This window comes from Paenimyroides tangerinum (assembly GCF_003865405.1).
In the GTDB taxonomy this organism is placed as follows: Bacteria; Bacteroidota; Bacteroidia; order Flavobacteriales; family Flavobacteriaceae; genus Flavobacterium; species Flavobacterium tangerinum.
In genome coordinates, this window is sequence record NZ_RQVQ01000001.1 from 102,343 (window position 1) to 127,012 (window position 24,670).

Annotated in this window: 27 protein-coding genes and 4 tRNA genes; 16 read left to right on the forward strand and 15 right to left on the reverse strand. The window is 31.0% G+C overall.

Annotation, left to right across the window (positions count from 1 at the left end; all coding sequences use genetic code 11):
* Positions 1-39 precede the first annotated feature (39 nt).
* On the forward strand, positions 40-270 hold the full coding sequence (locus EG240_RS00410; protein ID WP_125016282.1) for a hypothetical protein: 231 nt from the start codon (positions 40-42) through the stop codon (positions 268-270).
* 132 nt (positions 271-402) lie between these two features.
* On the opposite strand, the gene EG240_RS00415 is transcribed toward EG240_RS00410, so the two are convergent.
* Together EG240_RS00415 and EG240_RS00420 are read right to left on the reverse strand one after the other, a co-directional pair.
* Positions 403-843, reverse strand: a complete 441-nt coding sequence (locus tag EG240_RS00415; protein ID WP_125016283.1) for a hypothetical protein — start codon at positions 841-843, stop codon at positions 403-405.
* An 11-nt stretch (positions 844-854) separates the two neighbouring features.
* On the reverse strand, positions 855-2,366 hold the full coding sequence (locus tag EG240_RS00420; RefSeq protein WP_125016284.1) for a GH3 auxin-responsive promoter family protein: 1,512 nt from the start codon (positions 2,364-2,366) through the stop codon (positions 855-857).
* 98 nt (positions 2,367-2,464) lie between these two features.
* Here EG240_RS00420 and EG240_RS00425 point away from each other — a divergent pair, with 98 nt between their 5' ends.
* Complete coding sequence (locus EG240_RS00425; protein WP_125016286.1) at positions 2,465-3,259, forward strand: DUF2797 domain-containing protein; 795 nt, start codon at positions 2,465-2,467, stop codon at positions 3,257-3,259.
* Between the two features lie 66 nt (positions 3,260-3,325).
* Here EG240_RS00425 and sppA read toward each other — a convergent pair whose 3' ends face one another.
* Positions 3,326-5,092: a signal peptide peptidase SppA gene (sppA, locus tag EG240_RS00430; protein ID WP_125016288.1), complete on the reverse strand. Its 1,767-nt coding sequence runs from the start codon at positions 5,090-5,092 to the stop codon at positions 3,326-3,328.
* 132 nt (positions 5,093-5,224) lie between these two features.
* Here sppA and folK point away from each other — a divergent pair, with 132 nt between their 5' ends.
* Positions 5,225-6,364 carry a 2-amino-4-hydroxy-6-hydroxymethyldihydropteridine diphosphokinase gene (gene folK, locus EG240_RS00435; protein ID WP_125016290.1) on the forward strand — a complete coding sequence of 380 codons (1,140 nt, stop codon included), beginning with the start codon at positions 5,225-5,227 and terminating at the stop codon, positions 6,362-6,364.
* A 24-nt stretch (positions 6,365-6,388) separates the two neighbouring features.
* Here the strand turns inward: folK and EG240_RS00440 are convergent, their stop codons facing one another.
* The gene (locus EG240_RS00440) at positions 6,389-6,925 is read right to left on the reverse strand and encodes an RNA methyltransferase (RefSeq protein WP_125016292.1); all 537 of its coding nucleotides are present in this window, start codon (positions 6,923-6,925) and stop codon (positions 6,389-6,391) included.
* Positions 6,926-7,046: 121 nt separating this feature from the next.
* Here EG240_RS00440 and EG240_RS00445 point away from each other — a divergent pair, with 121 nt between their 5' ends.
* The 13 genes from EG240_RS00445 (at position 7,047) to EG240_RS00505 (ending at position 16,011) form a co-directional block, all read left to right on the forward strand.
* On the forward strand, positions 7,047-7,559 hold the full coding sequence (locus EG240_RS00445; RefSeq protein WP_125016294.1) for an FUSC family protein: 513 nt from the start codon (positions 7,047-7,049) through the stop codon (positions 7,557-7,559).
* Between the two features lie 79 nt (positions 7,560-7,638).
* Positions 7,639-8,175 carry a TetR/AcrR family transcriptional regulator gene (locus tag EG240_RS00450; RefSeq protein WP_125016296.1) on the forward strand — a complete coding sequence of 179 codons (537 nt, stop codon included), beginning with the start codon at positions 7,639-7,641 and terminating at the stop codon, positions 8,173-8,175.
* An 82-nt stretch (positions 8,176-8,257) separates the two neighbouring features.
* Positions 8,258-9,034, forward strand: coding sequence for a DUF3575 domain-containing protein (locus EG240_RS00455; protein WP_125016298.1), 777 nt, complete (start codon positions 8,258-8,260; stop codon positions 9,032-9,034).
* A 118-nt stretch (positions 9,035-9,152) separates the two neighbouring features.
* Positions 9,153-11,753: a DNA mismatch repair protein MutS gene (mutS, locus tag EG240_RS00460; protein ID WP_125016300.1), complete on the forward strand. Its 2,601-nt coding sequence runs from the start codon at positions 9,153-9,155 to the stop codon at positions 11,751-11,753.
* 4 nt (positions 11,754-11,757) lie between these two features.
* Positions 11,758-12,330 carry an HPP family protein gene (locus EG240_RS00465; protein WP_125016302.1) on the forward strand — a complete coding sequence of 191 codons (573 nt, stop codon included), beginning with the start codon at positions 11,758-11,760 and terminating at the stop codon, positions 12,328-12,330.
* Between the two features lie 177 nt (positions 12,331-12,507).
* Positions 12,508-13,197, forward strand: coding sequence for an OmpW/AlkL family protein (locus tag EG240_RS00470; RefSeq protein WP_125016304.1), 690 nt, complete (start codon positions 12,508-12,510; stop codon positions 13,195-13,197).
* A gap of 298 nt (positions 13,198-13,495) precedes the next feature.
* Positions 13,496-13,581: transfer RNA gene (locus tag EG240_RS00475), tRNA-Leu, on the forward strand.
* 72 nt (positions 13,582-13,653) lie between these two features.
* Positions 13,654-13,739 (forward strand) — tRNA-Leu (locus EG240_RS00480).
* An 87-nt stretch (positions 13,740-13,826) separates the two neighbouring features.
* Positions 13,827-13,902, forward strand: a tRNA-Gly gene (locus EG240_RS00485).
* Between the two features lie 3 nt (positions 13,903-13,905).
* Positions 13,906-13,991 (forward strand) — tRNA-Leu (locus EG240_RS00490).
* An 80-nt stretch (positions 13,992-14,071) separates the two neighbouring features.
* On the forward strand, positions 14,072-14,818 hold the full coding sequence (locus EG240_RS00495) for a GIN domain-containing protein (RefSeq protein ID WP_125016306.1): 747 nt from the start codon (positions 14,072-14,074) through the stop codon (positions 14,816-14,818).
* A 91-nt stretch (positions 14,819-14,909) separates the two neighbouring features.
* Positions 14,910-15,284, forward strand: a complete 375-nt coding sequence (locus EG240_RS00500) for a YegP family protein (RefSeq protein ID WP_125016308.1) — start codon at positions 14,910-14,912, stop codon at positions 15,282-15,284.
* A 1-nt stretch (position 15,285) separates the two neighbouring features.
* A complete protein-coding gene (locus tag EG240_RS00505) occupies positions 15,286-16,011 on the forward strand; it encodes a GIN domain-containing protein (RefSeq protein WP_125016310.1) in 726 nt (241 codons plus the stop codon).
* A 39-nt stretch (positions 16,012-16,050) separates the two neighbouring features.
* On the opposite strand, the gene tsaB is transcribed toward EG240_RS00505, so the two are convergent.
* The 11 genes from tsaB to cyoE form a co-directional block, all read right to left on the reverse strand.
* Positions 16,051-16,716 carry a tRNA (adenosine(37)-N6)-threonylcarbamoyltransferase complex dimerization subunit type 1 TsaB gene (tsaB, locus tag EG240_RS00510; RefSeq protein ID WP_125016312.1) on the reverse strand — a complete coding sequence of 222 codons (666 nt, stop codon included), beginning with the start codon at positions 16,714-16,716 and terminating at the stop codon, positions 16,051-16,053.
* On the reverse strand, positions 16,713-18,035 hold the full coding sequence (locus EG240_RS00515) for an efflux RND transporter periplasmic adaptor subunit (protein ID WP_125016314.1): 1,323 nt from the start codon (positions 18,033-18,035) through the stop codon (positions 16,713-16,715). Before EG240_RS00515 ends, tsaB begins: the two co-directional genes overlap by 4 nt.
* Positions 18,035-19,477 (reverse strand): TolC family protein, encoded by a 1,443-nt coding sequence (locus EG240_RS00520; protein WP_125016316.1) that lies wholly within the window; start codon positions 19,475-19,477, stop codon positions 18,035-18,037. Before EG240_RS00520 ends, EG240_RS00515 begins: the two co-directional genes overlap by 1 nt.
* A gap of 93 nt (positions 19,478-19,570) precedes the next feature.
* Entirely contained in the window at positions 19,571-19,807 is a 237-nt protein-coding gene (locus tag EG240_RS00525; protein WP_125016318.1) for a hypothetical protein, read from the reverse strand.
* Between the two features lie 10 nt (positions 19,808-19,817).
* A complete protein-coding gene (locus EG240_RS00530; protein ID WP_125016320.1) occupies positions 19,818-20,360 on the reverse strand; it encodes a DUF420 domain-containing protein in 543 nt (180 codons plus the stop codon).
* Positions 20,360-21,025 carry an SCO family protein gene (locus tag EG240_RS00535; RefSeq protein ID WP_125016322.1) on the reverse strand — a complete coding sequence of 222 codons (666 nt, stop codon included), beginning with the start codon at positions 21,023-21,025 and terminating at the stop codon, positions 20,360-20,362. Before EG240_RS00535 ends, EG240_RS00530 begins: the two co-directional genes overlap by 1 nt.
* 3 nt (positions 21,026-21,028) lie before the next feature.
* Positions 21,029-21,688: a hypothetical protein gene (locus tag EG240_RS00540; RefSeq protein WP_203229277.1), complete on the reverse strand. Its 660-nt coding sequence runs from the start codon at positions 21,686-21,688 to the stop codon at positions 21,029-21,031.
* 68 nt (positions 21,689-21,756) lie between these two features.
* Positions 21,757-22,110 carry a cytochrome C oxidase subunit IV family protein gene (locus tag EG240_RS00545; RefSeq protein ID WP_125016324.1) on the reverse strand — a complete coding sequence of 118 codons (354 nt, stop codon included), beginning with the start codon at positions 22,108-22,110 and terminating at the stop codon, positions 21,757-21,759.
* A 17-nt stretch (positions 22,111-22,127) separates the two neighbouring features.
* Complete coding sequence (locus EG240_RS00550) at positions 22,128-23,114, reverse strand: cytochrome c oxidase subunit 3 (protein WP_125016326.1); 987 nt, start codon at positions 23,112-23,114, stop codon at positions 22,128-22,130.
* Positions 23,115-23,181: 67 nt separating this feature from the next.
* Positions 23,182-23,766, reverse strand: a complete 585-nt coding sequence (locus tag EG240_RS00555) for a cytochrome c oxidase subunit 3 (RefSeq protein ID WP_125016328.1) — start codon at positions 23,764-23,766, stop codon at positions 23,182-23,184.
* A complete protein-coding gene (gene cyoE / locus EG240_RS00560) occupies positions 23,766-24,665 on the reverse strand; it encodes a heme o synthase (RefSeq protein ID WP_397337227.1) in 900 nt (299 codons plus the stop codon). The genes EG240_RS00555 and cyoE overlap by 1 nt, the downstream gene beginning before the upstream one ends.
* Between the last annotated feature and the right edge of the window lie 5 nt (positions 24,666-24,670).

The following is a 24,670-nucleotide window of genomic DNA, read 5'->3' on the forward strand; positions in this document are numbered from 1 at the left end:
TTGTCAAGAATTAATAATTAACTTTTATAATTTAGTAAGATGAAAAAAATCGTTTTAAGTTTAGCATTAGTTGCTACTGTAGCATTCGTATCTTGTAAAGACACTGCAAAAGAAACTCCAGCTGTTGAAGAAGCTGCTGTAATCGAAGAAACTCCAGCTGTTGAGGAAACTCCAGTTGTTGAAGAAACTGTAGTTACTGAAGAAGCTGCTGTTGAAACTCCAGCTGCTGACGCTACTGCTCCAGCTGCTGACGCTGCTCCAGTAAAATAATTCTAAACTTATAGTTAGAATCAATAAAGCCTCGCTAAGCGAGGCTTTATCATTTTATAAAACTTACCTATTAAAAAATTAAGCACAAAAAAACTCTATTTTCATAGAGTTTATAATTAAATCTTATTGATTTTAGTTTACTTGAGCATTTAACGGAATTGCTAAATCTTGCTTGATAAACTCACCATTAATCATTGGAATGATTAATTTATTCATTTTTGTTCCTTCTGTTTTAGCGTGTAAAACTCCACGAGCTGTACTCATTGTAAAGTTAGCTAACATTTCTAATAAACCTTTTGGTAAAATTAACTGATCACCTTTAATAAAGAAATTCCATCCGCTAGCTTCAAATTCAAATTCACAAGAAACAGCTAAAGTAACCATCTCTTCTTTATCTAATAAAAATTTAAATTTCGAAATTGTTTTTACGAAACGCTTATCATTATTAACTCCAAACTGAAAATCGAAGTTTAAATCTAACGTACCATTGTCTTTTTCTAACTCTTTTGCATCAAACTCTTCCGTGTTAATACTAATCAATCTGTAATTGATGTTCATTGGTTGTTCACTCATTTTTTTTGTAATTAATTTAATTTTAGTAATTCTTCTAAATAATGTCTATCATTCGATAAACGTGGTATTTTATTCTGACCTCCTAATTTGTCTTTATCACGTAGCCATCCATAAAATAAATTCGGACGAGCTAAGTGCAATTTCAATCGATTTAAAGTCAAACTATTATAACGCTTTGCTTCATAATCTGAATTCAATTTTTGAATATTCAAATCTAAAGCTTCAGCAAATTTCTCTAAATCTTTTGGTGGATTTTTAAATTCAATAATCCATTCGTGCGCTCCATTTTCTTTTCCTTCCATAAAAATTGGAGCAGCTGTATATTCTACAATTTCTACATCAAACGAATCAGCTGTCAAAGCTAAAGCCTTATCGGTATTTTCAACCATTAATTCTTCGCCAAAAACATTGATATGATGTTTGGTTCTACCTGAAACTTTGATTCGGTATGGTAATAAAGATGTAAAACGAACCGTATCACCAATCAAATAACGCCATAATCCTGAATTGGTTGTTATAACCATTGCATAATTTTTATTCAATTCAACTTCTGCTAAGGAAATTATCTTTTGATTCGACGTTCCAAAAGTTTCCATCGGTATGAATTCATAAAAAATTCCATAATCCAACATCAACAATAAATCATTAAAGTCGTTTCGGTCTTGAATTCCAAAAAATCCTTCCGAAGCATTATAAATTTCATAATATCGAAATGAATCACTCGGAAACAATTTTTTATATTGCTCTCGATAAGGTTCAAAACTAACACCTCCGTGAAAATAAACCTCAGCATTAGGCCAAACATCTAACAAATTTTCTTTGCCCGTTTGTTCAAGAACCTTATTAAACAATACCAACATCCAAGACGGAACTCCAGCAAAACTTGTAACATTTACATTGCGAGTTTCTTCAACAATAGCAAACATTTTCTCATTCCATTCGCTCATCAAAGAAACTTTGTTACTTGGCGTTGAACTCAATTCTGCCCAAAAAGGCAAATTATCAATTATGATTGCAGATAAGTCACCAAATATAGTATTATTATCTTCATAAAGCTGCTTACTTCCTCCTAAACGCAAACTTTTTCCTGTAAATAATTGCGAGTCTTCATTGTTATTTAAATACAAACAAAGCATATCTTTTCCCGCTTTGAAATGACAATTCTCTAAAGCTTCTGGACTTACTGGAATAAATTTACTTTTGGCATTAGTTGTTCCACTCGATTTGGCAAACCACTTTATCGGAGTTGGCCAAAAAACATTTTGTTCACCTTTTCGAGCACGTTCTATTAAAGGCTCAAACTCTTCATAAGTACTTAATGGAACTTGTTTTGCATAATCTTCATAATTCTTAATTGAAGTAAAATTATGATTCTTTCCAAACTCTGTATTATGTGCCTGATTTATTAAACTCAAAAGTAATTCGTTTTGTACATCGATAGGAAATTTCATAAAAAGCTCCATCTGATGAATACGCTTTTTCAAAACCCAAGTAACAATTGAATTGATTAATGTTAATGCCATATCAAAATATCTTCAGGATAAATTTACTAAAAAATAAGTTAATATAAGTTCAATTAAAGTTTAGTAAATTTGTCTGAAATCAAAATTAGTAAAATCTCATGCAATACCAAGGAGTTTTAAATAAAATGCAAACCGAATTCGGAAATCCCATCCAATATTATTTAGCTTTCAAAAATTCATTCATACATTTCAATCAATTATTGAATAAAGAAATACAAATTCAGTTCGATGGATATGAATGTTTACATTGTGGTAAAGAAAAAAAGATTTTTAGACAAGGTTTTTGTTTTGATTGTTTCAATTCGAGCGCAGAGGTTGGCGATTGGATTATGCGACCAGAATTGAGTAAAGCACATTTGGGAATTGAAGATCGAAATTTGGTATACGAACAAAAAGTTCAATTACAACCACACATTGTTTATTTAGCCGTTGCAAGCGATGTAAAAGTCGGAGTTACCAGAAAAACACAAGTTCCTACACGTTGGATTGACCAAGGAGCTAGTTATGCTGTTCCGATTGTTGAGGTTCCGAATCGATATTTAGCTGGTATTACAGAAGTTCATCTGAAAGGTTTGTTTACCGATAAAACCAATTGGCGAAAAATGTTAACGAACGAAATTATGGCTGTTGATTTATTTGATTTGGTTTTGAAAACTCAAGACAAATTACCAACCGAAGTAATTCCTTACTTTGAACAAACGAATCACGAAGTTTTACATTTAGAATATCCGGTTGAATATTTTCCTACAAAGGTTAACAGTTTGAATTTAGATAAATCGCCTTTTTATTCAGGAAAACTAATCGGAATCAAAGGTCAGTATTTAATTTTTGATGACAATACGGTTTTCAATATCCGAACTTACGAAGGGTATAAAGTTAAAATAAGCATATAAAAAAAGACCTTCATTTACGAAGGTCTTTTCATTTGAATTGAATAATTTGAGTAATATAAATTGAATTTATTTTATATTGATTTGATAAGGTAACATTGCTTGAATTGTTTTTGTTTCCTTTATGTAATTTAATCTTTCGAATAATTCGTAGTTTTCTTTTCCAACGGTTTGAATAATTGCTTCTTGTTGTGCTTCTTTTACATTCATTCCGATTAATCCACGTAATAAATCTCTTAATTTGATTTCATATTCTGGATAGTAATTTATGCGGTAATCTGTTAAACCAACTTCTTTCGCAGCAAAAGCAACCGCAGCATCTAAACCACCTAATTCATCAACCAATCCATTTTCTAAAGCCATTGTTCCTGTCCAAACTCTACCTTGAGCTAAGGCATCAACTTTTTCATACGTCATATTTCTACCAGCAGCCACACGATTTACGAATGTTGAATAAACACGTTCAATATCCGCTTGAATCGTTTCTTTAAATCCTTCATCTAAATCTGTAAACACACTGTAACCCGCGGCATTTTTATGTGTTTTTACGACTTGAGCATTTACACCAATTTTATCAGTAACTCCTTTAAAGTTTGGTAAAACTCCGAAAACTCCGATTGAACCAGTGATTGTTGTTGGTTCTGCAAAAATGCGAGTTGCATTACAAGCAATGTAATATCCGCCAGAAGCTGCAACATCTCCCATAGAAACGATTACCGGTTTTACTTTTTTAGTTAGTTCAATTTCTCTCCAAATAATATCTGACGTTAAAGCACTTCCTCCAGGGCTATTCACACGTAAAACAATTGCTTTGATATTTTCGTTTGTACGAGCTTCTTTCAACGCACGATTAATCGAACCTTCACCAATAATATTTACACTTCCTTCACCTCCACGAATTTCTCCTTGAGCAACGATAACCGCAATTCTATCTTTAGATTTATTTTTAGATTTTCCGAATGTTGACGAAACATAATCTAAAATATCAACTTTATTGATTTCTTTATCCTTCTCGATATTCATTGCTTTACGCATTCCGTTTTCGTATTCATCGAAATAAGCAATTTTATCGATAAGCTTATTTTTCAAAGCCAATTCTGGAGTTCTTCCTTCTAAATTAGTTGCAATCAAATTCAATGAATCTTTACTAATTTTTCTACTAGTTGAAATATCTGTAATGATATTATCCCAAATTGAATTCAACAAAACCGTCATTTGTTCACGATTTTCTTCACTCATTGTTTGCTGTAAATAAGGTTCAACAGCACTTTTATATTTTCCGTGACGAATCACTTCCATTTTAACTCCAGATTTTTCTTGTAAATCTTTCATATATAAAATTTCAGAAGCTAATCCTTTAAAATCAACACTTCCCATCGGATTTAGATAAACGGTATCCGCAACCGAATTCATATAATATTCAGATTGAGAATACCCGTCAGAATAAGCTACAACGAATTTACCTGTCTTTTTAAAATCCATCAATTTTTCACGAATTGCTTTACGCTGCGTAATCCCCAACATTGAAGCATTATTTTCGATTGAAATTCCTTTGATTGATGAATCTGTTTTTGCAAATTCAATCGCATTCAAAACATCGATTAATCCATCGTTATTTTTTTCTGAAAATTCGAAATCAGTTACTCTGGTTTTTCCTCCGTAATCGTTTGTAACCGCAAATAAATCCAATTTAATTACAGAATTATTTTTTACCGATACTGTTGATTCAGATGAAGCTGAAACAGCGATTCCTACGATAAACAACAAAAAGAAAGAAAGCATACTAAAAAGTATAATTCCGACCATTGTTGCTAAGACATTTTTAAAAAAATTCATTTCGTTCCTTATTAATTTAAACTATAAGTAGTCTGTTTTCATTTTTTGTTACATTAAAATAAATATTTTTTTTGTGGAAAACTACTTTTTAAACCGTTGTGATTTTTGCTTGAGATTTGTTTATTTTGCAATATGTATAAACAACATCAAATCATACTTTCGTTAGGAAGCAATCAAGGAAACAGAAAAGATAATTTACAAAATGCTATCAATCTCATAAACAATGAAGTTGGAAGTGTAATTACCATTTCTCCCGTTTACGAAACGCCGTCTTGGGGTTTTGAAAGTGATGCTTTTTTTAATTGTGCGATTTTAATTCACAGTTTTAAATCCGCAGAAGATGTTTTAGCTCATTGTTTACATATTGAAACGCGTTTAGGAAGAATCAGAAATCAAGAAGCTGGATATGCTGCTCGAAGTATTGATATAGATATGATTTCTTTTAATGAAGAAATTATTTCAACCGATACATTAAAAATTCCGCATCCGTTTGTTCAAGACAGAAAATTTGTTTTACAACCTTGCGCTGATTTAAAGTTAGATTGGATTCATCCAATTTTAAAAAAATCGTTTAAAGAATTACTTGTTGCAACAACAGACGATTCTGAAATTAAAAAGATTGATGCACTTGTGAATCCAATGGATAAATATACGTTCAATCAGTTAAACTTTATTGCAATTGAAGGAAATATCGGTTCAGGAAAAACAACATTAACTCAGAAAATTGCAGCAGATTTTAATGCAAAAACGGTTTTAGAACGCTTTGCCGATAATCCGTTTTTACCTCAATTTTACAAAGACCCAAGTCGATACGCATTTCCCTTAGAAATGTCATTCTTAGCTGATCGGTATTCGCAAATTTCAGATGATTTAGGTCAACTTGATTTGTTTAAAGATTTTATTGTTGCCGATTATTTTATTTATAAATCATTGATTTTTGCTCAGGTTACGATTGATGAAGACGAATTTCGTTTGTACAAAAACATTTTCGACATTATGTACAAAGAAGTAACTCAACCCGATTTGTACATTTATTTACATCAAGAAACTGATAGATTATTAGATAATATAAAGAAAAGAGGAAGAAGTTACGAATCTGAAATTCCTGCAGATTATTTAAATAAAATCAATAAAAGCTATGCCGATTTTATCAAAACAAACAAAAATCAAAATACGTTGGTGATTGATATGACCGAACTCGATTTAATCGAAAATCAAGAAGATTATATCGCTATTTTAGATCAGATTCAAGAAAAAATAAAACCGAACTAATATTTTTACTAGTTCGGTTTTTTATTATTTTAAAACTTGTAATTTCTGAAACAAATCCCAGATTACAATTCCGGCACTAACCGAAATATTCAATGAATGTTTGGTCCCTAATTGAGGAATTTCGATAACTCCTTTTGACATATCAATTACTTCTTGAGAAACACCTTTTACTTCATTCCCGAAAACCAAAGCATATTTTACGTTTTCAGAAACTGAAAAATCATTTAACATAATCGAATTTTCAACTTGTTCAACCGAATAAACAGCTACATTTTCTGACTTTAATTTTTCAACAACTTCAACTACATTTTTAGCATATTCCCATTCCACAGTTTCAGTTGCACCCAAAGCTGTTTTATGAATTTCTTTATTTGGAGGTGTTGCGGTAATTCCGCATAAATAAATTTTCTCAATTAAAAAAGCATCTGAAGTTCTAAAAACAGCTCCAATATTATGTAAACTTCTAATATCATCTAATACAATTATAATCGGAGTTTTCTCTGCTTGTTTAAACTCTTCAACATTAATACGATTTAAATCGTCTAAAACTAATTTTTTCATTTTGCTGATTTTGACAAAAATACAATTTAGTTCAAAGTCACAAAAATTATATCTGAAATTAAAATAAATTTATGTTTTGATGTGGTAACTTTGTACAAAGAAAAAAAAAGAAAAAACACTAATGGACGCTCTTATAAAAAGGATTATTACATCACAATTAATCATTTATATTTTTCGATGTATAATAGGTTTTGTAATAGGATATGAATTAATGATGAACTATCCAAAATATGATTTGTTTTGGGTTTTACTTTCCATAATTCTAGTTATTTCTCCGGAAGGAAAAGATTCCAGAAGATTAACTATTGAACGAGTTAAATCTAATTTAATTGGTTCTGCAGTTGGTTTGGGTTGCGAATTTTTTAATGACAAACCTACAATCTATGTCATAATAGTTGGTATAATTATAACTTCAATCATTTGCTATGTTTTAAATGTAATGAATATGGCACGTGTTGCTATTGTAGCATTATTAATTGTTTTACTACAACCTCATTTATCTGAAATCGAACTAACTCCAATTTTCAGAGCTGGAACCGTAGTTTTAGGTTGTATTATTGGTTTTTCGATTACGTTATTCAGCTCCATTCTTATCAGAAGATTAAAAAAACATTACAAGATTATCGAAAGTTAAATTTAGTTTTTTTAGGAATTCGTTTAGAAAAACATCAGCATTGCATTCACTATCTTTGCATTAAATTCAACAAGAAAAAATGTCAAAAAAACAAGATATATTAAATGCTTCCCTTTTTCTATTCACAGAACAAGGTGCTCGAGCAACATCAACAAAATCAATCGCTAAACAAGCTGGTGTTTCTGAAGCTTTGATTTTCAAATATTTTGGAACAAAAGATCATTTACTTGAAGAACTTATCAAAAAAGATTATTTAGATGCAATTGATTTTACAAGAAAATTTCTTGCGGCCAATTCTGCAGAAGAATTTCTAATTAAATTCATTGATTTACCGATTGCATTAATCGACCATCAATTTGATTTTTGGCGTATGATTTATAAAATTCTACCCCTAAATCCGATAGCACAACAATACCATCAAAATTATATGAAGCCTAGTTTAAACAAACTAAAATTTTCATTTGAAGCTTTGAATTATAAATATCCCGAACTTGAAGCTGAAACTTTATTATTACTTACAGATAATGTCTGGAAAAGCTACGTTTCTGACCGCTTAACCAAAGAACGCTATCAAGAAATCGCAACTCTTTTAAAAAAGAAATACGCCTTAATATAACACAACGGTTATTAATTCACCATCCTAAATCATAAAATTATTTTTTTTATTCAAAATTTTTTGTTAATTATGCAAAAAAACAATGATGAAGAAAATTAATTTTTTATTAGTACTCTTATGTTGTCAATTTGGGTTTTCGCAAAACAATCTCCCAACTACAACAGAAGAAGAAGTTGTTTCTGAAAAAGTCACAGAAATTAACGAAAACAAAAACCTTGTCAAATTAAATTTATTAGCGTTAACAATGGGGAATTTTTCTTTTCAATACGAAAGATCTATTGGTTCTAAATTTACAATTGGAGGTTCAATTAATCTTATGCCAAATAGAAAACTTCCATTTTCAAAAAAAATTGAAAGCTTAGTAGATGACAAAACTACAGCTGCACAGCTACAAGGAATTAGACTTTCTAGTTTTTCAATTACACCAGAAGCTCGTTTTTATTTAGGTAAACAAGTTTTCAAAGGATTTTATGTTGCTCCGTTTTTTAGATACGGTAGCTATTCTTTAAAATTCCCATTAAATTATACATATGAAAACCAAGACCAATCAATAAATTTAGACGGTAAAGTAAACACAATTTCAGGAGGTTTAGCAATTGGTGCTCAATGGAAAATTGCTAAAAATGTTTATTTAGATTGGTTAATAATGGGGCCTCATTTTGGTAGTGCTAAAGGAAATTTAACTGGAAATAAAGCTTTAAATGCAGATGAACAAGCAGCTATTGCAGAATCTTTAAATGATTTAGACATCCCAGTTGTCGATTATGAATATGAAGTTAATGCAAATGGCGCTAAAGCTAAAATCAAAGGTCCTTGGGCGGGAGTTCGAGCTTCTATCGGTATTGGTTATCGCTTTTAATAAATCAAAAGTATAAAAGAGAAATATTCGAAATATTATAATGGCAATCCGTAATTGGGTTGCTTTTTTTTGTGTTTTACTTATGGTATATTTGTCTTCTTAAAATAGTAAAATCAAGATGGCAAAAAAAGAAAAAGAAGTAAAAGAAACTCCGTTAATGCAACAATACAATCAAATAAAAAGCAAATATCCAGATGCTTGCTTGTTATTTCGTGTTGGTGACTTTTATGAAACTTTTGGTGAAGATGCCATTCGAACTGCAAAAATACTAGGAATTACTTTAACCAAACGTGGAGCAGGAAGTCCAAGTGAAATTGAATTGGCAGGATTTCCACATCACTCTGTCAACGTTTATTTACCCAAATTGGTCAAAGCTGGACTTCGAGTTGCGATTTGCGACCAATTGGAAGACCCGAAAATGACCAAAACCATTGTAAAACGTGGTGTTACGGAATTGGTAACTCCGGGTGTTGCAATCAATGACGAAGTTTTACAATCTAAAACTAATAATTTTTTAGCAGCTATTCAGTTTGGTAAAAAACATATCGGGATTGCTTTCTTAGACGTTTCTACAGGTGAATTTTTAACTTCGCAAGGAAACGAAGAATACATCGACAAGCTTTTACAGAATTTCCGTCCGAGTGAAGTTTTGGTTCAAAAAGGAACTAAAAATCATTTTTTGCATCAATTTGGTTCTGCTTTTAATTTATTTTATTTAGAAGATTGGATTTTCAAAGAAGATTACGCCAACGAAACCTTAACCAATCATTTCAAAACAAATTCTTTAAAAGGATTTGGAATTGAAGAACTTCAAGAAGGAATTATCGCTTCAGGAGCCGTTTTATATTATTTGTCGGAAACGCAACATAATCGCATTCAACATATATCAAATATTCAACGTATTGCTGAAGATGCTTATGTTTGGATGGACCGTTTTACGATTAGAAATCTTGAATTACATAACAGTTCTAACCAAAATGCAACCACACTTTTAGATGTAATTGACAAAACTTTATCGCCAATGGGCGGACGTTTATTAAAACGTTGGTTGGCACTTCCTTTAAAAGATAAAAATAAAATTACCGATAGATATGAAGTCGTTTCTTACTTAAAAGAAAATCAAGAAACCTTACAATTCTTTCAATATCAAATCAAACAAATTTCAGATTTAGAACGTCTGATTTCAAAGCTAGCAATCGGAAAAATTTCTCCTCGCGAAATAATTTATCTTAAAGAATCTTTAGATGCAATTATTCCGATGAAGGAAAAAGCTTTGCAATCTAAAAATGAATCTTTAAAAACCATTGGCGACAATTTCCACGCTTGTGAATTGCTTCGTGAAAAAATCAAAACTACATTAAACCAAGATGCGCCAGTTGCCTTAAACAAAGGAAATGCTATTGCTTCGGGAATTAATGAAGAGTTAGACGAACTTCGAAACATTTCTCAAAACGGTAAAAATTATTTATCTGATTTAGAATCTCGCGAAAGCGAGCGCACAGGAATTCCTTCCTTAAAAGTTGCTTTCAACAACGTCTTCGGATATTATATTGAAGTTAGAAATACACATAAAGATAAAGTTCCAGAAGAATGGATTCGTAAGCAAACTTTAGTTAGTGCAGAGCGTTATATTACAGAAGAATTAAAAGAATACGAAACCAAAATTTTAGGAGCTGAAGAAAAAATCTCGCGTATTGAATCAGAAATTTATGAAAAGTTCATCAATTGGTGTGCACAATATATTCAGCCAGTTCAGTTAAATGCTGGCTTGGTTTCACAATTAGATTGTTTGCAATCGTTTGCACAATTGGCAATTGACAACAATTACATTCGTCCTACTCTAGTTGATGAATTTGTTTTAGAGATTAAAGAAGGCCGTCATCCTGTTATTGAAAAGCAGTTACCAGTTGGCGTTCCGTATATTTCAAATGATGTATATTTAGATAACGATTCGCAACAAATCATTATGATTACCGGACCAAATATGTCGGGTAAATCTGCTATTTTACGTCAAACCGCATTGATTGTTTTATTGGCTCAAATGGGAAGTTTTGTACCAGCAAGCGAAGTTACGATGGGAATTGTTGACAAAATTTTTACACGAGTTGGGGCATCAGATAACATTTCGATGGGCGAATCGACTTTTATGGTTGAAATGAACGAAACGGCTTCCATCTTAAATAACTTAACCAACAGAAGTTTAGTTCTATTAGACGAAATTGGACGTGGAACTTCAACGTACGATGGTATTTCGATTGCTTGGGCAATTGCAGAATATATTCACGAACATCCAAATAGAGCAAAAACACTTTTCGCAACGCATTATCATGAATTAAATGATATGCAAGAACAATTTGAGCGCATCAAAAACTTCAATGTTTCGGTAAAAGAGCTTAAAGATAATGTACTTTTCTTACGTAAATTAGTTCCTGGCGGTAGCGCACATAGTTTTGGTATTCACGTGGCTAAAATGGCAGGAATGCCACAAACCGTAATTGCAAAAGCACAGAAAATCTTAAAGAAACTAGAAGCAAGTCACAAAGCTGACGGAAAAGTTCAAATAAAACCTGAAGATGATTTACAATTAAGTATTTTTAAATTAGACGATCCACTTTTAGAAGATATAAAAGAAGAAATATTGAATTTAGATATCAATTCGTTAACACCAGTTGAAGCTTTGATGAAATTAAACGAAATCAAAAAAATGGTTAGTAAATAAAGCTATGTCATTCAAAAAAAACAGAACGTACAGAAAAACCAAATACGTAATTTACAAAGAAACCTTACTTAATGTAAACGAACATATTTGGGCATTTATTGGTTCTTTTGTCGGATTGGGTGTTATTTGTTTTTTACAATTTCAAGCACTTTCTAAATTTGATTTAACTTTATTAATTGGTTCTTTTGGCGCAAGCTGTGTTTTGATTTATGGCGTAATTGACAGTCCGTTAGCACAGCCAAGAAATTTAGTTGGTGGACATTTAATTTCAGCAATCATTGGAGTAACTATTTTTAAATTAGTTCCGATTTTATGGATAGCTGCGCCGTTAGCTGTTTCCCTTTCCATTATTGCTATGCAAATAACCAAAACATTACATCCACCAGGAGGAGCAACTGCATTAATTGCAGTTACCGGCGGAACCTCAATTACCAGTTTAGGATATATGTATGTACTCTCGCCTGTTTTATCAGGTGTAATCATATTACTAATTGCTGCATTAATTTTTAATAATATTCCTAAAAATAGAACCTATCCTAAGAAAGGATTTCATCTATTCGGAAAGAAAATAATTTAATTATAAAACAACTTTTTTAAGAGAGCACGATATCAAAATCGGGCTCTTTTTTTTGGTAGAAAAAGTACGATGGTTTTACTGAACAAATCCAATAAAAATAAATGATTCAACTGATTATTATCACAATTTAGAAGCTCCTAAAAAAGTAACTTTAATCAAATTAAAAACACAAATACCATGAAAAAAGTTATATTATCATTAGTAGCAATATTGAGCATATCAACTTCAATAATTGCACAAGAAAACTCAAATAATACAGATTATAAAAAATGGCAAGTTCGTTTAAGAGGCGTTGGTGTTATACCGAATGAAAGTGCAAATATTGGAATTATTGGTGGCGGAGTTGATATTTCAACAACTTTCATTCCAGAATTAGATTTCACCTATTTCTTTACAAAAAATATAGCAGCAGAATTAATTTTAGGAACATCAAAACACAATGTAAAAACAACAGGTTCAAATCTAACAGCTGTAGGTTTACCACCTAGTGTTGATGTTGATTTAGGTTCGGTAATGCTTTTACCTCCTACTTTAACAGCACAATATCACTTTTTTCCAAGCCAAGATGCATTTGCTAAACCTTATGTTGGAGCGGGTATTAACTATACAATTTTTTATAATGTGAAATCAAGCGGAGTTGTTAATGGAGTTGAATATAAAAATAAAGCTTCTTTTGCATTACAAGCTGGTTCAGATTTTAATTTAAATGATGATATTTTTATAAATGTTGATATCAAATATCTTTTCTTGAAGACAGACGTAACTGTTGATGCATCAAATTTAGTTGGTGGAAATACTTTAGATATTCCAGCAGAAGTGAAAATTAATCCACTTTTAATTGGAGTCGGCGTTGGATATCGATTCTAAATTATTAATTCGTGATAGAAGAAAGGTTTTTTATTAAATTAGAGAGCCTTTTTTTATTTGCTTTAGTTCGAAATCGATTTAATAAATGGTACAAATTTCAAATTAAAACCAAGATTTTATTGATGTTTCAAATGAGTCGAAAAAAAAATCAAAATCTCAACAACTAATAATCAAACGATTAAAAAAAACATTCTTTTTTTTATTCCAAAGCTATTGTAGAAACGAAAAAACGTTCTATATTTGCACTCGCAATACGGAAGTAAAGCGAACGTTCTAAAAGATATTTAGTACCAAAAATGCTTGAGTGGTGGAATTGGTAGACACGCTGGACTTAAAATCCAGTGAGCAGTAATGTTCGTGCGGGTTCAAGTCCCGCCTTGAGTACTAAATAAACGTTTTATTAATTTTCGTGAATAAATTAAATTGTTCTTTACAAATCATTGTTTAGTACCAAATGCTTGAGTGGTGGAATTGGTAGACACGCTGGACTTAAAATCCAGTGAGCAGTAATGTTCGTGCGGGTTCAAGTCCCGCCTTGAGTACTAAAAAAACAAAAAAAGGTTTTGCTATCTTAAAAAATATTTTTAAATTTGCATCACTTAACAAGAAGTTCTTTAAAAATAACAATTGCGAAAATAGCTCAGCTGGTAGAGCGCAACCTTGCCAAGGTTGAGGTCGCGGGTTCGAACCCCGTTTTTCGCTCCAATTGCTCGAGTGGTGGAATTGGTAGACACGCTGGACTTAAAATCCAGTGAGCAGTAATGTTCGTGCGGGTTCAAGTCCCGCCTTGAGTACTAAAACCTGAAATTTTATATTTCAGGTTTTTTTGTTTTTAATCCTTTTGTATTTTTTTATATTTTAGTAAAAAAAAACAATGCGTAAAATCTACTACCTTTTATTCTCAGTAACTTTATTGGCAAGCTGTAAAAAACCAGATGTTAATAATAATTCAAACGAAATCACTTCAGAAAATACTTCAGCCGAGACAGTTGAAACCGTTATTTATAAAATCGGTACTTACAATGCAATTAGTAATAAATCTATTGTAAACATTGAAATCAGTAATGACATTCCAAAGGATGAAATTCATATTATTTCAACTAAACAAAATTTAGAAGAAATCAAACATGAAATAATTGAGGGCGAATTGATTCTTTCGCAAAAGAACAAAACCTTTACCCTGAAAAATAAAACGCAAATCATTGCTAAAATAAATTCTGAAAACATTTCAAAATTTAATATTTCTGGATTGGGATATATAAAAAGTACAATTATTCAAAAAGCTGAAAATATCGAAACAGAAATTGAAGGCGCTGGGAATTTAGAATTAACTATTAACAACAATTCTATTTCAAATAAAATTGAAGGTTTAGGCAATATTTCTTTAAAAGGAAGAACCAATAATGCGAAGACAGAAATTGAAGGAGCTGGGAATTTAGATGCTTTTGAATTAGAAACAAATTCTACAATTGTAACTATCGAAGGACTTGGAAATGCAAATGTAAATGTTTCAGAAAAACTAGAAGCAACTATTTCTGGAGCTGGAAACTTAACTTACAAAGGAAATCCAAAAGAAATAATCAAAGAAAAATCTGGTTTAGGTTCGATTAATCAAAAATAAACTCAGTTTAAAACTTAGAAACAATTATTGACTTTTACAAAAAAAATAAACGAATGTTTTGTTCTATTTTTGTGTTTATTCAAAAATAAAAATGGGCACTTTAGTAATTACAATCAAAGAAAATCAAACCTATAAATATTCTTACAACAACTACAAAGGAAACACTTTATTTACAAGTAATACATTAAAATCTAAAGCTCAATGTTTTAGTGAAATCAATATTATTAAAAATAATTTTGACGTTTTGCAGTTTGTGAAATTTAAAACTCCTGGCGGAAAATTTTTCTTTAAATTAGAATTAAATGGTTTTATTTTAGGAAATAGTAGAAAATTCACTACACCACTTTTAATTGAAAAAGGAATCAATGATATTAAAAAAAATTTCATATCTTCGGAAGTATTAGATTTCACTGAAAATATTTTTGGAGAAATCCCCGAATTTGAAGAACTTTTAGAAAATCAATAACATGAAACTAATTTATATTTTAGTATTTATTTTAGGTGCAACTTTAAATGGAAATGCACAAACTCAAGGACCCAGAAAAGTTAAAGGAAATGGTCGTGTAATTGAAAAAGAACGTCGTTTACCTGAATTTGACCGTATTGAAATTTCTGGAAATATCGATGCAACGATTTTAAACAACGATTTTCAGAAAAAAATCATGGTCAATGGAGATATTAATTTACAAACTTTAATTAAATCGAAAGTCGAAAATGGAACTTTGTATTTAACTTACAACAATAATGTAATTATACTTTCGCAAACCGAACCGTTAAAAGTTAGAATTCCTTCTAAAAAAATCAAGGAAATCGTTTTAAAAGACGGTGCTAAACTAACAAACTTAGGAGCAATTGAAACATTACAATTAAAAATCACATCAACAGATAACAGCACAGCTGATTTGAGATTGAAAGTTGATGAAGTAATTTTGGATATTGAAAATGATTCGGAAATTAAATTAAATGGTTCAGCAAATATTTTAAAAATCAACTACAAAGGTTCGAAAGATTTTGACGCTAAAGAACTTTCTAATTTCTTCACTGAAATTGAATTAGAAGGAAGTGGAAATGTTTACACAAATACGGTTAATGGAATTGATGGAAATATAAATGGAACAGGAAATTTATATTACAAAGCTACAAAAACAGTGAATGTTACTGACAACGGAAACGGAAAAGCAGAAAAATATTAAACTAAAAAAAGGGACTTCAAATTTGAAATCCCTTTTTTTTTATTTCTTAGTTGTTAGCATAAAATCTTTTAAGTAATATGGCTCAAAATAAGCCACATCTTCGAACTTTTTATTTAAATAAGCATCGTAACTCAACTCAACCATTTCTTTAGCTGAAGGATATTTTAAATGCGAATAATACACAAAACGTTCCGATTTTAAAACTGCCTCTGACTTCTCAGCTCCATCTCCAATAAAATGTATTTTTTCTTGAATATCTTCAAACGAATTTTCGTCTAAAACCAAAGCCTTTGTTTGTCCAACTATTTGATGTTTTTGGTCAAAAGAAGCCGTAAAAACTTCCATTCTTCGAGCATCAATCATCGGCTGAATAATTCCTTCAGAAATCTGAATTTGCTTAGCAATTATCTGTAACGTATCAATCGCGATAAGCGGAATATCTAAAGCGTAACACAATCCTTTTGCTGTAGAAACACCAATTCGTAAACCTGTATAAGAACCTGGTCCTTTACTTACAGAAACTGCATTCAAATCACTTAATTTGATATTTGATTCAGTCATTACTTCTTCAATAAAAACATGAAGTTTTTCTGCGTGATTGAAATTTTCTTCAGCTAATTCACGAAGCGCAATCAATTCGTTATTTTTAGAAACGGAAACCGAACATTGTTTAGTTGCCGTTTCTATATTTAAGATATAAATCATTTTTTTACTTGTTCTCCTTTAACAGACACCTTATCTCCTACTTTCAAAGTTTTACTTACAACAGAATAAGGCCCTACGATTATCTTGTCTCCTGGTTTTAAGCCTTCTAAAATTTGAATATTTTTATTGTCTTGAATTCCAGTTTTCACAAAGCGAAGTTCGGCTTTATCTCCGTTTTTCACAAATACTGCTTCATTTTTTTTCTCCTCTGTTTCAACAACAACATTTTCTGAAATATCAATTTCCTCTTTTTTCACTTTCTCATCAACAGTTGTAGAAACTACAGATTCAGATTTCGATTTCATAACAATTGCACTAATCGGAACCATCGTAACATTTGTAAGTTTCTTAGAAATAATATCAACCGTAGCAGTCATTCCTGGTCGAAATGGAGAATACGAAGCTGGTTTACCTTCTAATAAATCTTCATAAGATTCTTTTAAGATTCTCACTTTCACTTTGAAATTTGTAACCTGATCGGCAGAAGTTGTTGTATTTGTAGATGAATTTGAAATTGATGTAACAATTCCTTTAAATTCTTTTTTCAAGAAAGCATCAACTTCGATAATAGCTTCGTTTCCTACAGCAATTTTAACGATGTCATTTTCGTTAACATCAACTTCAACTTCCATATTATCTAAATTAGCAACACGCATCAATTCGGTTCCAGTCATTTGTTGCGTACCCAAAACACGTTCACCAAGTTCAACATCTAAACGAGAAATCGTTCCAGCAACTGGCGAATAAATTGTTGTACGATTCATGTTATCTCTTGCTTCAGTTACCGATGCTTGTGCTGCCTCGACATTGAATCTAGAAGAATTTTTTGAAGCAACTGCAACTTCATAGGCCGAAACAATTTTATCCCATTCTGCTTTTGAAATTACACCTTTATCTAAAAGAACTTTATTTCTATCATAACTTAATTTAGCTTCTTTCAATTGCGCTTCTGATTGACTCAATCCTGCTTTTGAAGTAGCTAAAGAAGCAACCGTTCTGTCGATACTTGATTGATATAAATCGGGATTGATACGAACTAAAAGTTGACCTTTTGTAACAAGTTGACCTTCCTTTACAGGTAAATCGATAATCTCTCCTGAAACTTCAGATGAAATCTTAACTTCAATTTCGGGTTGAATTTTACCCGTTGCAGAAACTTTTTGAATAATTTCACCAGTTGCCAAAGTTTCAACTTCAACTTCTGTAGATTTATCTTTGTTCTGCTGAGAGCTATAATAATAGAATCCTAATCCCACCAATACAACTAAAACGATGGCAATTATAATCTTTTTTTTATTGTTCTTTTTCTTCGTTTTCATTAGTTTTCGTTTTTAAAGATTGGTAATCCGAAATAATATTCTAGAATTTTAGTTTTGAAAATGAAATCATATTTTGTTCGTAACAATTCAGATTCAGCAGCGATAACTAAATTTTGATTTTGATTCAAATCGAAAATATTCAATAAACCAACATCATATCGCTGTCTTGCATATTCTAATGATTGCTTACGAGCTGTTAATGTTTTTTGCGCTGCTTTATAAGTTTGTAAAGCACCTTGGGTATCAGAATAAGCAGTATAAACTTTTTGTTCGATTTGTAAATTGGTTTCTTTTAGATTTAATTCAGCTGTTTCAAGTGCAATTTTTGAACGACTTACATTATTACGAATCTGAAAACCATTTAAAATTGGAATAGAAATTCCAATCCCAAAATTCTGTCCTTTGTTCGTATCAAATTGATCAAAAATACCTTTTGCTGGTCCAAGAACAGGAGAATAGTTTGGCGTTAAAACACTTTGATTCGTTCCTTCTACATATCCAATCGTACTCGTTGGATTCGCTTGATTCAATTCCATACCATTTACGATTTTTGAATAAGCGGCACGTGTTTGAAAACTATAAAAACCACGAATTGTTGGCAAATATGAAGCTCTTGCAATTTGAATATCTTTTTTAGCAATTTCTAATTCTGCTTCATTAATTTTTGAATCTAACAAAACATCTTTAGATTTAGCTACAATAGTCTCTGGCGATTCTAACAAAACCGAACTATCTTCTGCTACAATATTTTCTTCAATCACATCGAAATGTTCGTAATCTGTGATTTGTAATAATTGTGCTAAAGCTAGTTTTGAAATTTTTAGATTATTTTCAGCAATTGTCATATTCTGTAATGTCGTAGCTAAAGTTGCTTCACTATCCAACAAATCACCAGCTGGAACATTACCTGCTTCAACTAATATTTTGATTCTATCATATTGAGACGCATCATATTTATATTGCGATTGATACACTTTTAGAAATTCTCTATTAAAAAGAATTTGTAAATATGAATTAACAACATTTATAGAAATATCATCTTGTAATTTATCTTGTTGATATTTAGCAGACAACTCAGTTAAACGGCTACGTTGTAATTTATACAAATTTTGAGAACCTTTGTAAATGTCAATTCCAACATCTAAACCAGCTGAAGTAAATTGCGTCGTTTGATTTTCAAGTAAACCCGTTGTTATATTTTGATTCAAACCAATATTCCAAGAATGCGAAGACGAAACATTTGCAGAAGGTAAAAAATTACCGATTGCATCACTTTTGTTTATCAAAGCGTTTTGATATTGTAATTCAGACTTTTGAACGAAAATGTTATTTTCACGAGCATGAGAAATACATTCTTGTAAAGTCCAAAGTTTATGCTGTGCAAAAGTTGCGGTTGTAGAAACCAAAAACAACATTGCTATATTCCAAAAACTCCTTTTCATACTTTTTATTTAACATTATAAGTAGATAAATCTTAAAATATGTTACACCAAAAACAAAAAAAAACTGCAATAAGCAGTTTTTTATTTTTATAATTAAGTTGTCTTCTTTTTCTTAGTCATCACACTGTAAATTGCCCAACCAACAACAGCTAATAAAATATAAGGAAAAGCCATTAAATAAACAATTCCATCGTTAATTGATTCGGCTTGGATTCCTGATTCTTCAGATTCTAAAACAGCTCTACACATAGCACATTGAGCATTGGAAAACTGACTAAATAATAATATTGCGAAAACAAGAATCGTTGTTTTTATATTCGGTAATTTCATTTCTATAAAATTAATTTACATAATATGGAGAAATCATCAAATACACAATAACACCAGTAACAGCAACATACAACCACATTGGATACGTAATTCTTGCTAATTTTTTGTGTCGTTGATATGACCCTGAAATCCCTCTTACAAATGTAATTAAAACAAAAGGAATGATGATAATCGACAATAGAATATGTGTAATTAAAATAAAGAAATATACATATCTAATATAGCCTTCTCCGCCAAATTTTGTTTCGATTGACGTCATGTGATAAGCTACATACATGGCAAGAAACGCAATCGAACAACCGATACAAACTTTGATTAACTTTTCGTGTAATTTTACATTTCCTTTTTTAATAGCCGCAACAGCTAAGAATAATAAAACAGCAGTAATACCATTAATTGTAGCGTAAATCGGAGGCAAAAAAGACAATGGTTTAACATCATAACCCAACTTCTGTAAGTTAACAGTAAATAATATGGCAACCACTACAGGAATTGCAATAGATAAAATCCAAATCCAAATATTATATTTTTTTTCTAACTCTCTATTTTCCATTACTCAGCTAATAATTTTTTAATATCTTCTTTTATCATTTTTACACCTTCATCTGTCGTACCATCATAATAGACAATTGGATTACCAAAATCATCTTGACGTGAGCGTAAATTACCGTTTTTATCAATCAAAGCAAATAAACCAGAATGCTCAAATCCTCCAGGCGCATCATTGTTAGCTCCAACAAACATATTGTAATTCTTAGCTAAACCAAAAATGGCATCTTGCGTTCCTGAAAAGAAATTCCAATTTTCATGAACTGCACCAATTTCTTTTGCATGTTGTTTTAAAACTTCAGGTGTATCGTTTATTGCATCAATCGAGAATGAAGCAATACCAAAGTTTTTATCATAAATATGTTCCTTTTGAATTTTAACCATATTTTCGTTCATGATCGGACAGATCGTTGGACAAGAGGTAAAAAAGAACTCAACTAAATACACTTTATCTTTATAGAATGCATCAGTAATTATTTCATTGTTCTGATTTGTAAAACTGAATTTTGGTGCAGCTGCAATTTCTACTAATTCACTTTTAGGAGCGATATTCAAACGGTCGTTATCTACCATTGCATCACCTTTGAATCGGTCAACAATTTTTGGAACCACTAGAATTCCAAATACAAGTATGATGAATGAAATTCCAATATAAGCTTTATTCTTCATGATTTATCGAGTTATATTTTCTTCTTTATTATTCTTTTTAAGTGCCAAACGATATTCTGCTAAAATAACTTTTACATCGTCAGACATTTCGTTATGTAAATCAGCAGCTGATGTTGTATTATATCCTTCTCTATATTCTTCAACTCCTTTTTTATTGGTTCCTTTTCTACCTCTAAGATTTAATTCTTTATCGATAATAAACACATTAGGTGTTGCTGCATCAGAATCTAAACCACCGACTAATTGAAGCTTTGAATAATATTCAGAAATCTCATCTGGAGTAGCAAATACAAAAAACCATTTAGACAAATCAGCGTCACGACTTAAAGTTTGAACAATTTTAGAAATTTCTTCTTCTGTACCAAATGGAGCAACATAGACCACTTGAAAATCCACAAACTCCATATTTTTAGAATAGATTTTATGACATAGATTGGTAATATTACCTTTAAATTCATTTACATTATTACCTGGAAAACCAAGAATTGTAATTTTATTTTTTAGTTGAATCACACTATCATTTTGATTTTTAAAATTTGGTAATTCAGGGACGTTTGAGGTAACAATTGGCAGCTTAACAAAGTTATTTACTCCTGAGGCAAAAAATAAATAAGCGACAATTGGAATTATAAATAAAGCTACAATAAGAAAGACTTTTTTCATTATGAAAATTTTTACAAAAATAAAAAAAAGGCGGTAAAATACCGCCTTTTTAACTCATTTTTATGGATTTAGAAAATCCATTTATAACTTGAATTTTGGAATACTTGATGAATATATTCACCTTCGATTAAAACGATAGCAGTTAAGTAAACACATAAAAATGCTAATGTACCAACTATCGACCATCTGAAAGATGCTTTTTCACCTTCTAAGTGCATGAAAGCCCACATAATGTAGTATGCTTTCCAAATTGTCATTAAAATAAATATCCAGTTTAATAAACTTAATGTTAAAAACTCGGTGTAGAATAAAAATGCTGGTTTTACAATTCCTAATGCTACCTCAACAATTGTTAGAAGAGATAAATAAATAAAAACCATCCAAATTCTTTTGGTATTCGATCCGTGTGCGTTTGCTCCCATTTTTTTCTAATTTAAAATTATACCAAGTAGAAGAATGTGAATACGAATACCCAAACTAAATCTACAAAGTGCCAGTATAAACCAACTTTTTCAACCATTTCATAACTTCTTCTTCTTTCGTAAGTTCCCAATAATACATTAAAGAAAATAATAATGTTTAACAAAACTCCAGTTGCAACGTGGAATCCGTGGAAACCAGTAATAAAGAAGAATAAATCAGCGAAAGATTTGTGACCATATTCGTTTCTAACTAAGTTAGCACCTTCAACTACATATTTAAATTGAGAAGCTTGAGCTAAAGTTTCTTCTCTAGAAAGAATAACTTTTTTATGTCTTCCTTCATCAAATTGCGTTCTGATTAAAACATCTGGATTTTTCTCTAAACCAGCTTGAATTTGCGCAACTGAATAAGTAGGTGGTGTTGAATTCCCAAGGAACCAAAAAGCTTCGCTATTATTTAAAGCAACACGCTCATTTGGAACAGATGTATCAGCAAAATCAGCTAAAGCAACTCTTTTTCCGTCTTTATCAACAAATTGTAAAATCTGACCTCCTTGTGTTTCTACAGCTCCGTAAGTTCCAGTAATGAAATTTTTCCACTCCCAAGCTTGAGAACCTAAGAAAATAAAACCTCCTACAATTGTTAAAAGCATATAAACAGCAACTTTATTCTTTTTCATTTGATGTCCAGCATCTACTGCCAAAACCATCGTAACAGATGAAAAGATTAAGATAAATGTCATCAATGCAACATAATACATCGGTAAATTCATACCGTGCAAAAACGGAAAGTGATTAAAGACCTCGTCGGCGATTGGCCAAGAATCGATAAATTTAAATCTTGTAAAACCGTAGGCTACAAGAAAACCACAAAATGTTAATGCATCTGATAATATGAAATACCACATCATCATTTTTCCGTAGCTTGCGCCTAGAGGTTGCTGTGATGCTCCTCCCCCCCAGACTTTTTCTTTAGTCGCTGCTGTAGTAACTGTCGCTCCCATAAAAATTTTAAAAAGTTAAAAAGTTCCCAAATTTACACATTTTTTCTATTCAAGAAAAGTAAATTCACTAATTGTAAAAAGTAAAAAATAAAAATAAATACAACCACAAGAAGTCTAAGAAGTGCCAAAACATCGCACCTAACTCTATTCCAAGACTTTGAGTTGAATTATACCTTTGTTTATAATGATTATAAATTACTATCAATAATGAAATTAAAGCTCCGATAATATGTGCCATATGCACTAACACCAAAACATACAAAAACGAAGTAGTAATATTACTTTCACTTCCTGTAAAATAATATCCCTCAGAAACAATTTGAGAGAAACCTTCGAACTGTAAAGCTATAAATACAATCCCAAAAAACAAAGTAAGACCCAAACAAATTGACGTTAGATTACGATTATTTTTCTTAATCGCAACTTTAGCCATATGAAAAGTCACACTACTAACAATCATGATAATTGTGCTATACAAAAACGCACTAGGCAAGTTAAATTCAGCCAACCAATCAGGCCTACTTTTACTAACAACATAAGCACTTGTCAAGGCAGCAAAAATCATAACGATACTTCCCATTCCTAAAAACAACATCGTTTTATAGGCTTTTTCCTTTTTCTCGCGCTCCTTATTAATTTCCAATGTATTCATTATCTAATAAATTTATCAACTATATATATAATTTGTATCAATGAGATATAAGAAACACTCACCAACATCAACGAACGAGCAGCTTTTGCAGTTCTTGTTTTATACAACTGAACCGCTGCATACAACATCCATAATCCACATAATAAAACCAAAACGGCAGCAATAGGAGTTAAAAACAATCTTCCTGTTAATCCAAAGGCCGGGAAAATCGAAACTAAGATTAACCAAATCGTATATAATATTATTTGTAAAGCTGTTTTTGTATCACGTTTCCCTGTTGGCAACATAGAAAAACCACCTTTTTTATAATCGTCATATAAAAACCATCCGATTGCCCAAAAGTGCGGAAACTGCCAAAAAAACTGAATGATAAAAAGCATTCCTGCTTCAATACCAAATTCACCAGTTGCAGCAACCCATCCCAACATAAACGGAATTGCTCCAGGAATAGCTCCAACAAAAACCGATAGAGGCGTAACTGTTTTTAAGGGTGTATAAACGCTCGTGTAAAGAAAAATTGAAATCGCACCAAACATTGCAGTTTTAGGATTCACAACGTATAATATTGCAACACCTAAAATCGTTAGAACGACAGCCATTGTCAAAGCTGTTTTTGGAGAAACTCGACCAGAAGCTACTGGACGATTTTTTGTTCGGTCCATCTTTGCATCTAAATCTTTTTCAATGATTTGATTGTAAACATTAGATGCTCCAACCATACAATATCCTCCAACAGCTAGTAAAATTAGAGTTACGTAATTAACTTCACTCCAATCATTAACAGCTAAAAAATACCCTGCAATTGTAGAAAAAACAACACTCATAGCCAAACCAGCTTTGGTCATTTCTTTAAATTCAGAAAAAAGGGTAATACTTTTATTATTTATTTGTGCCAAAATAGTAA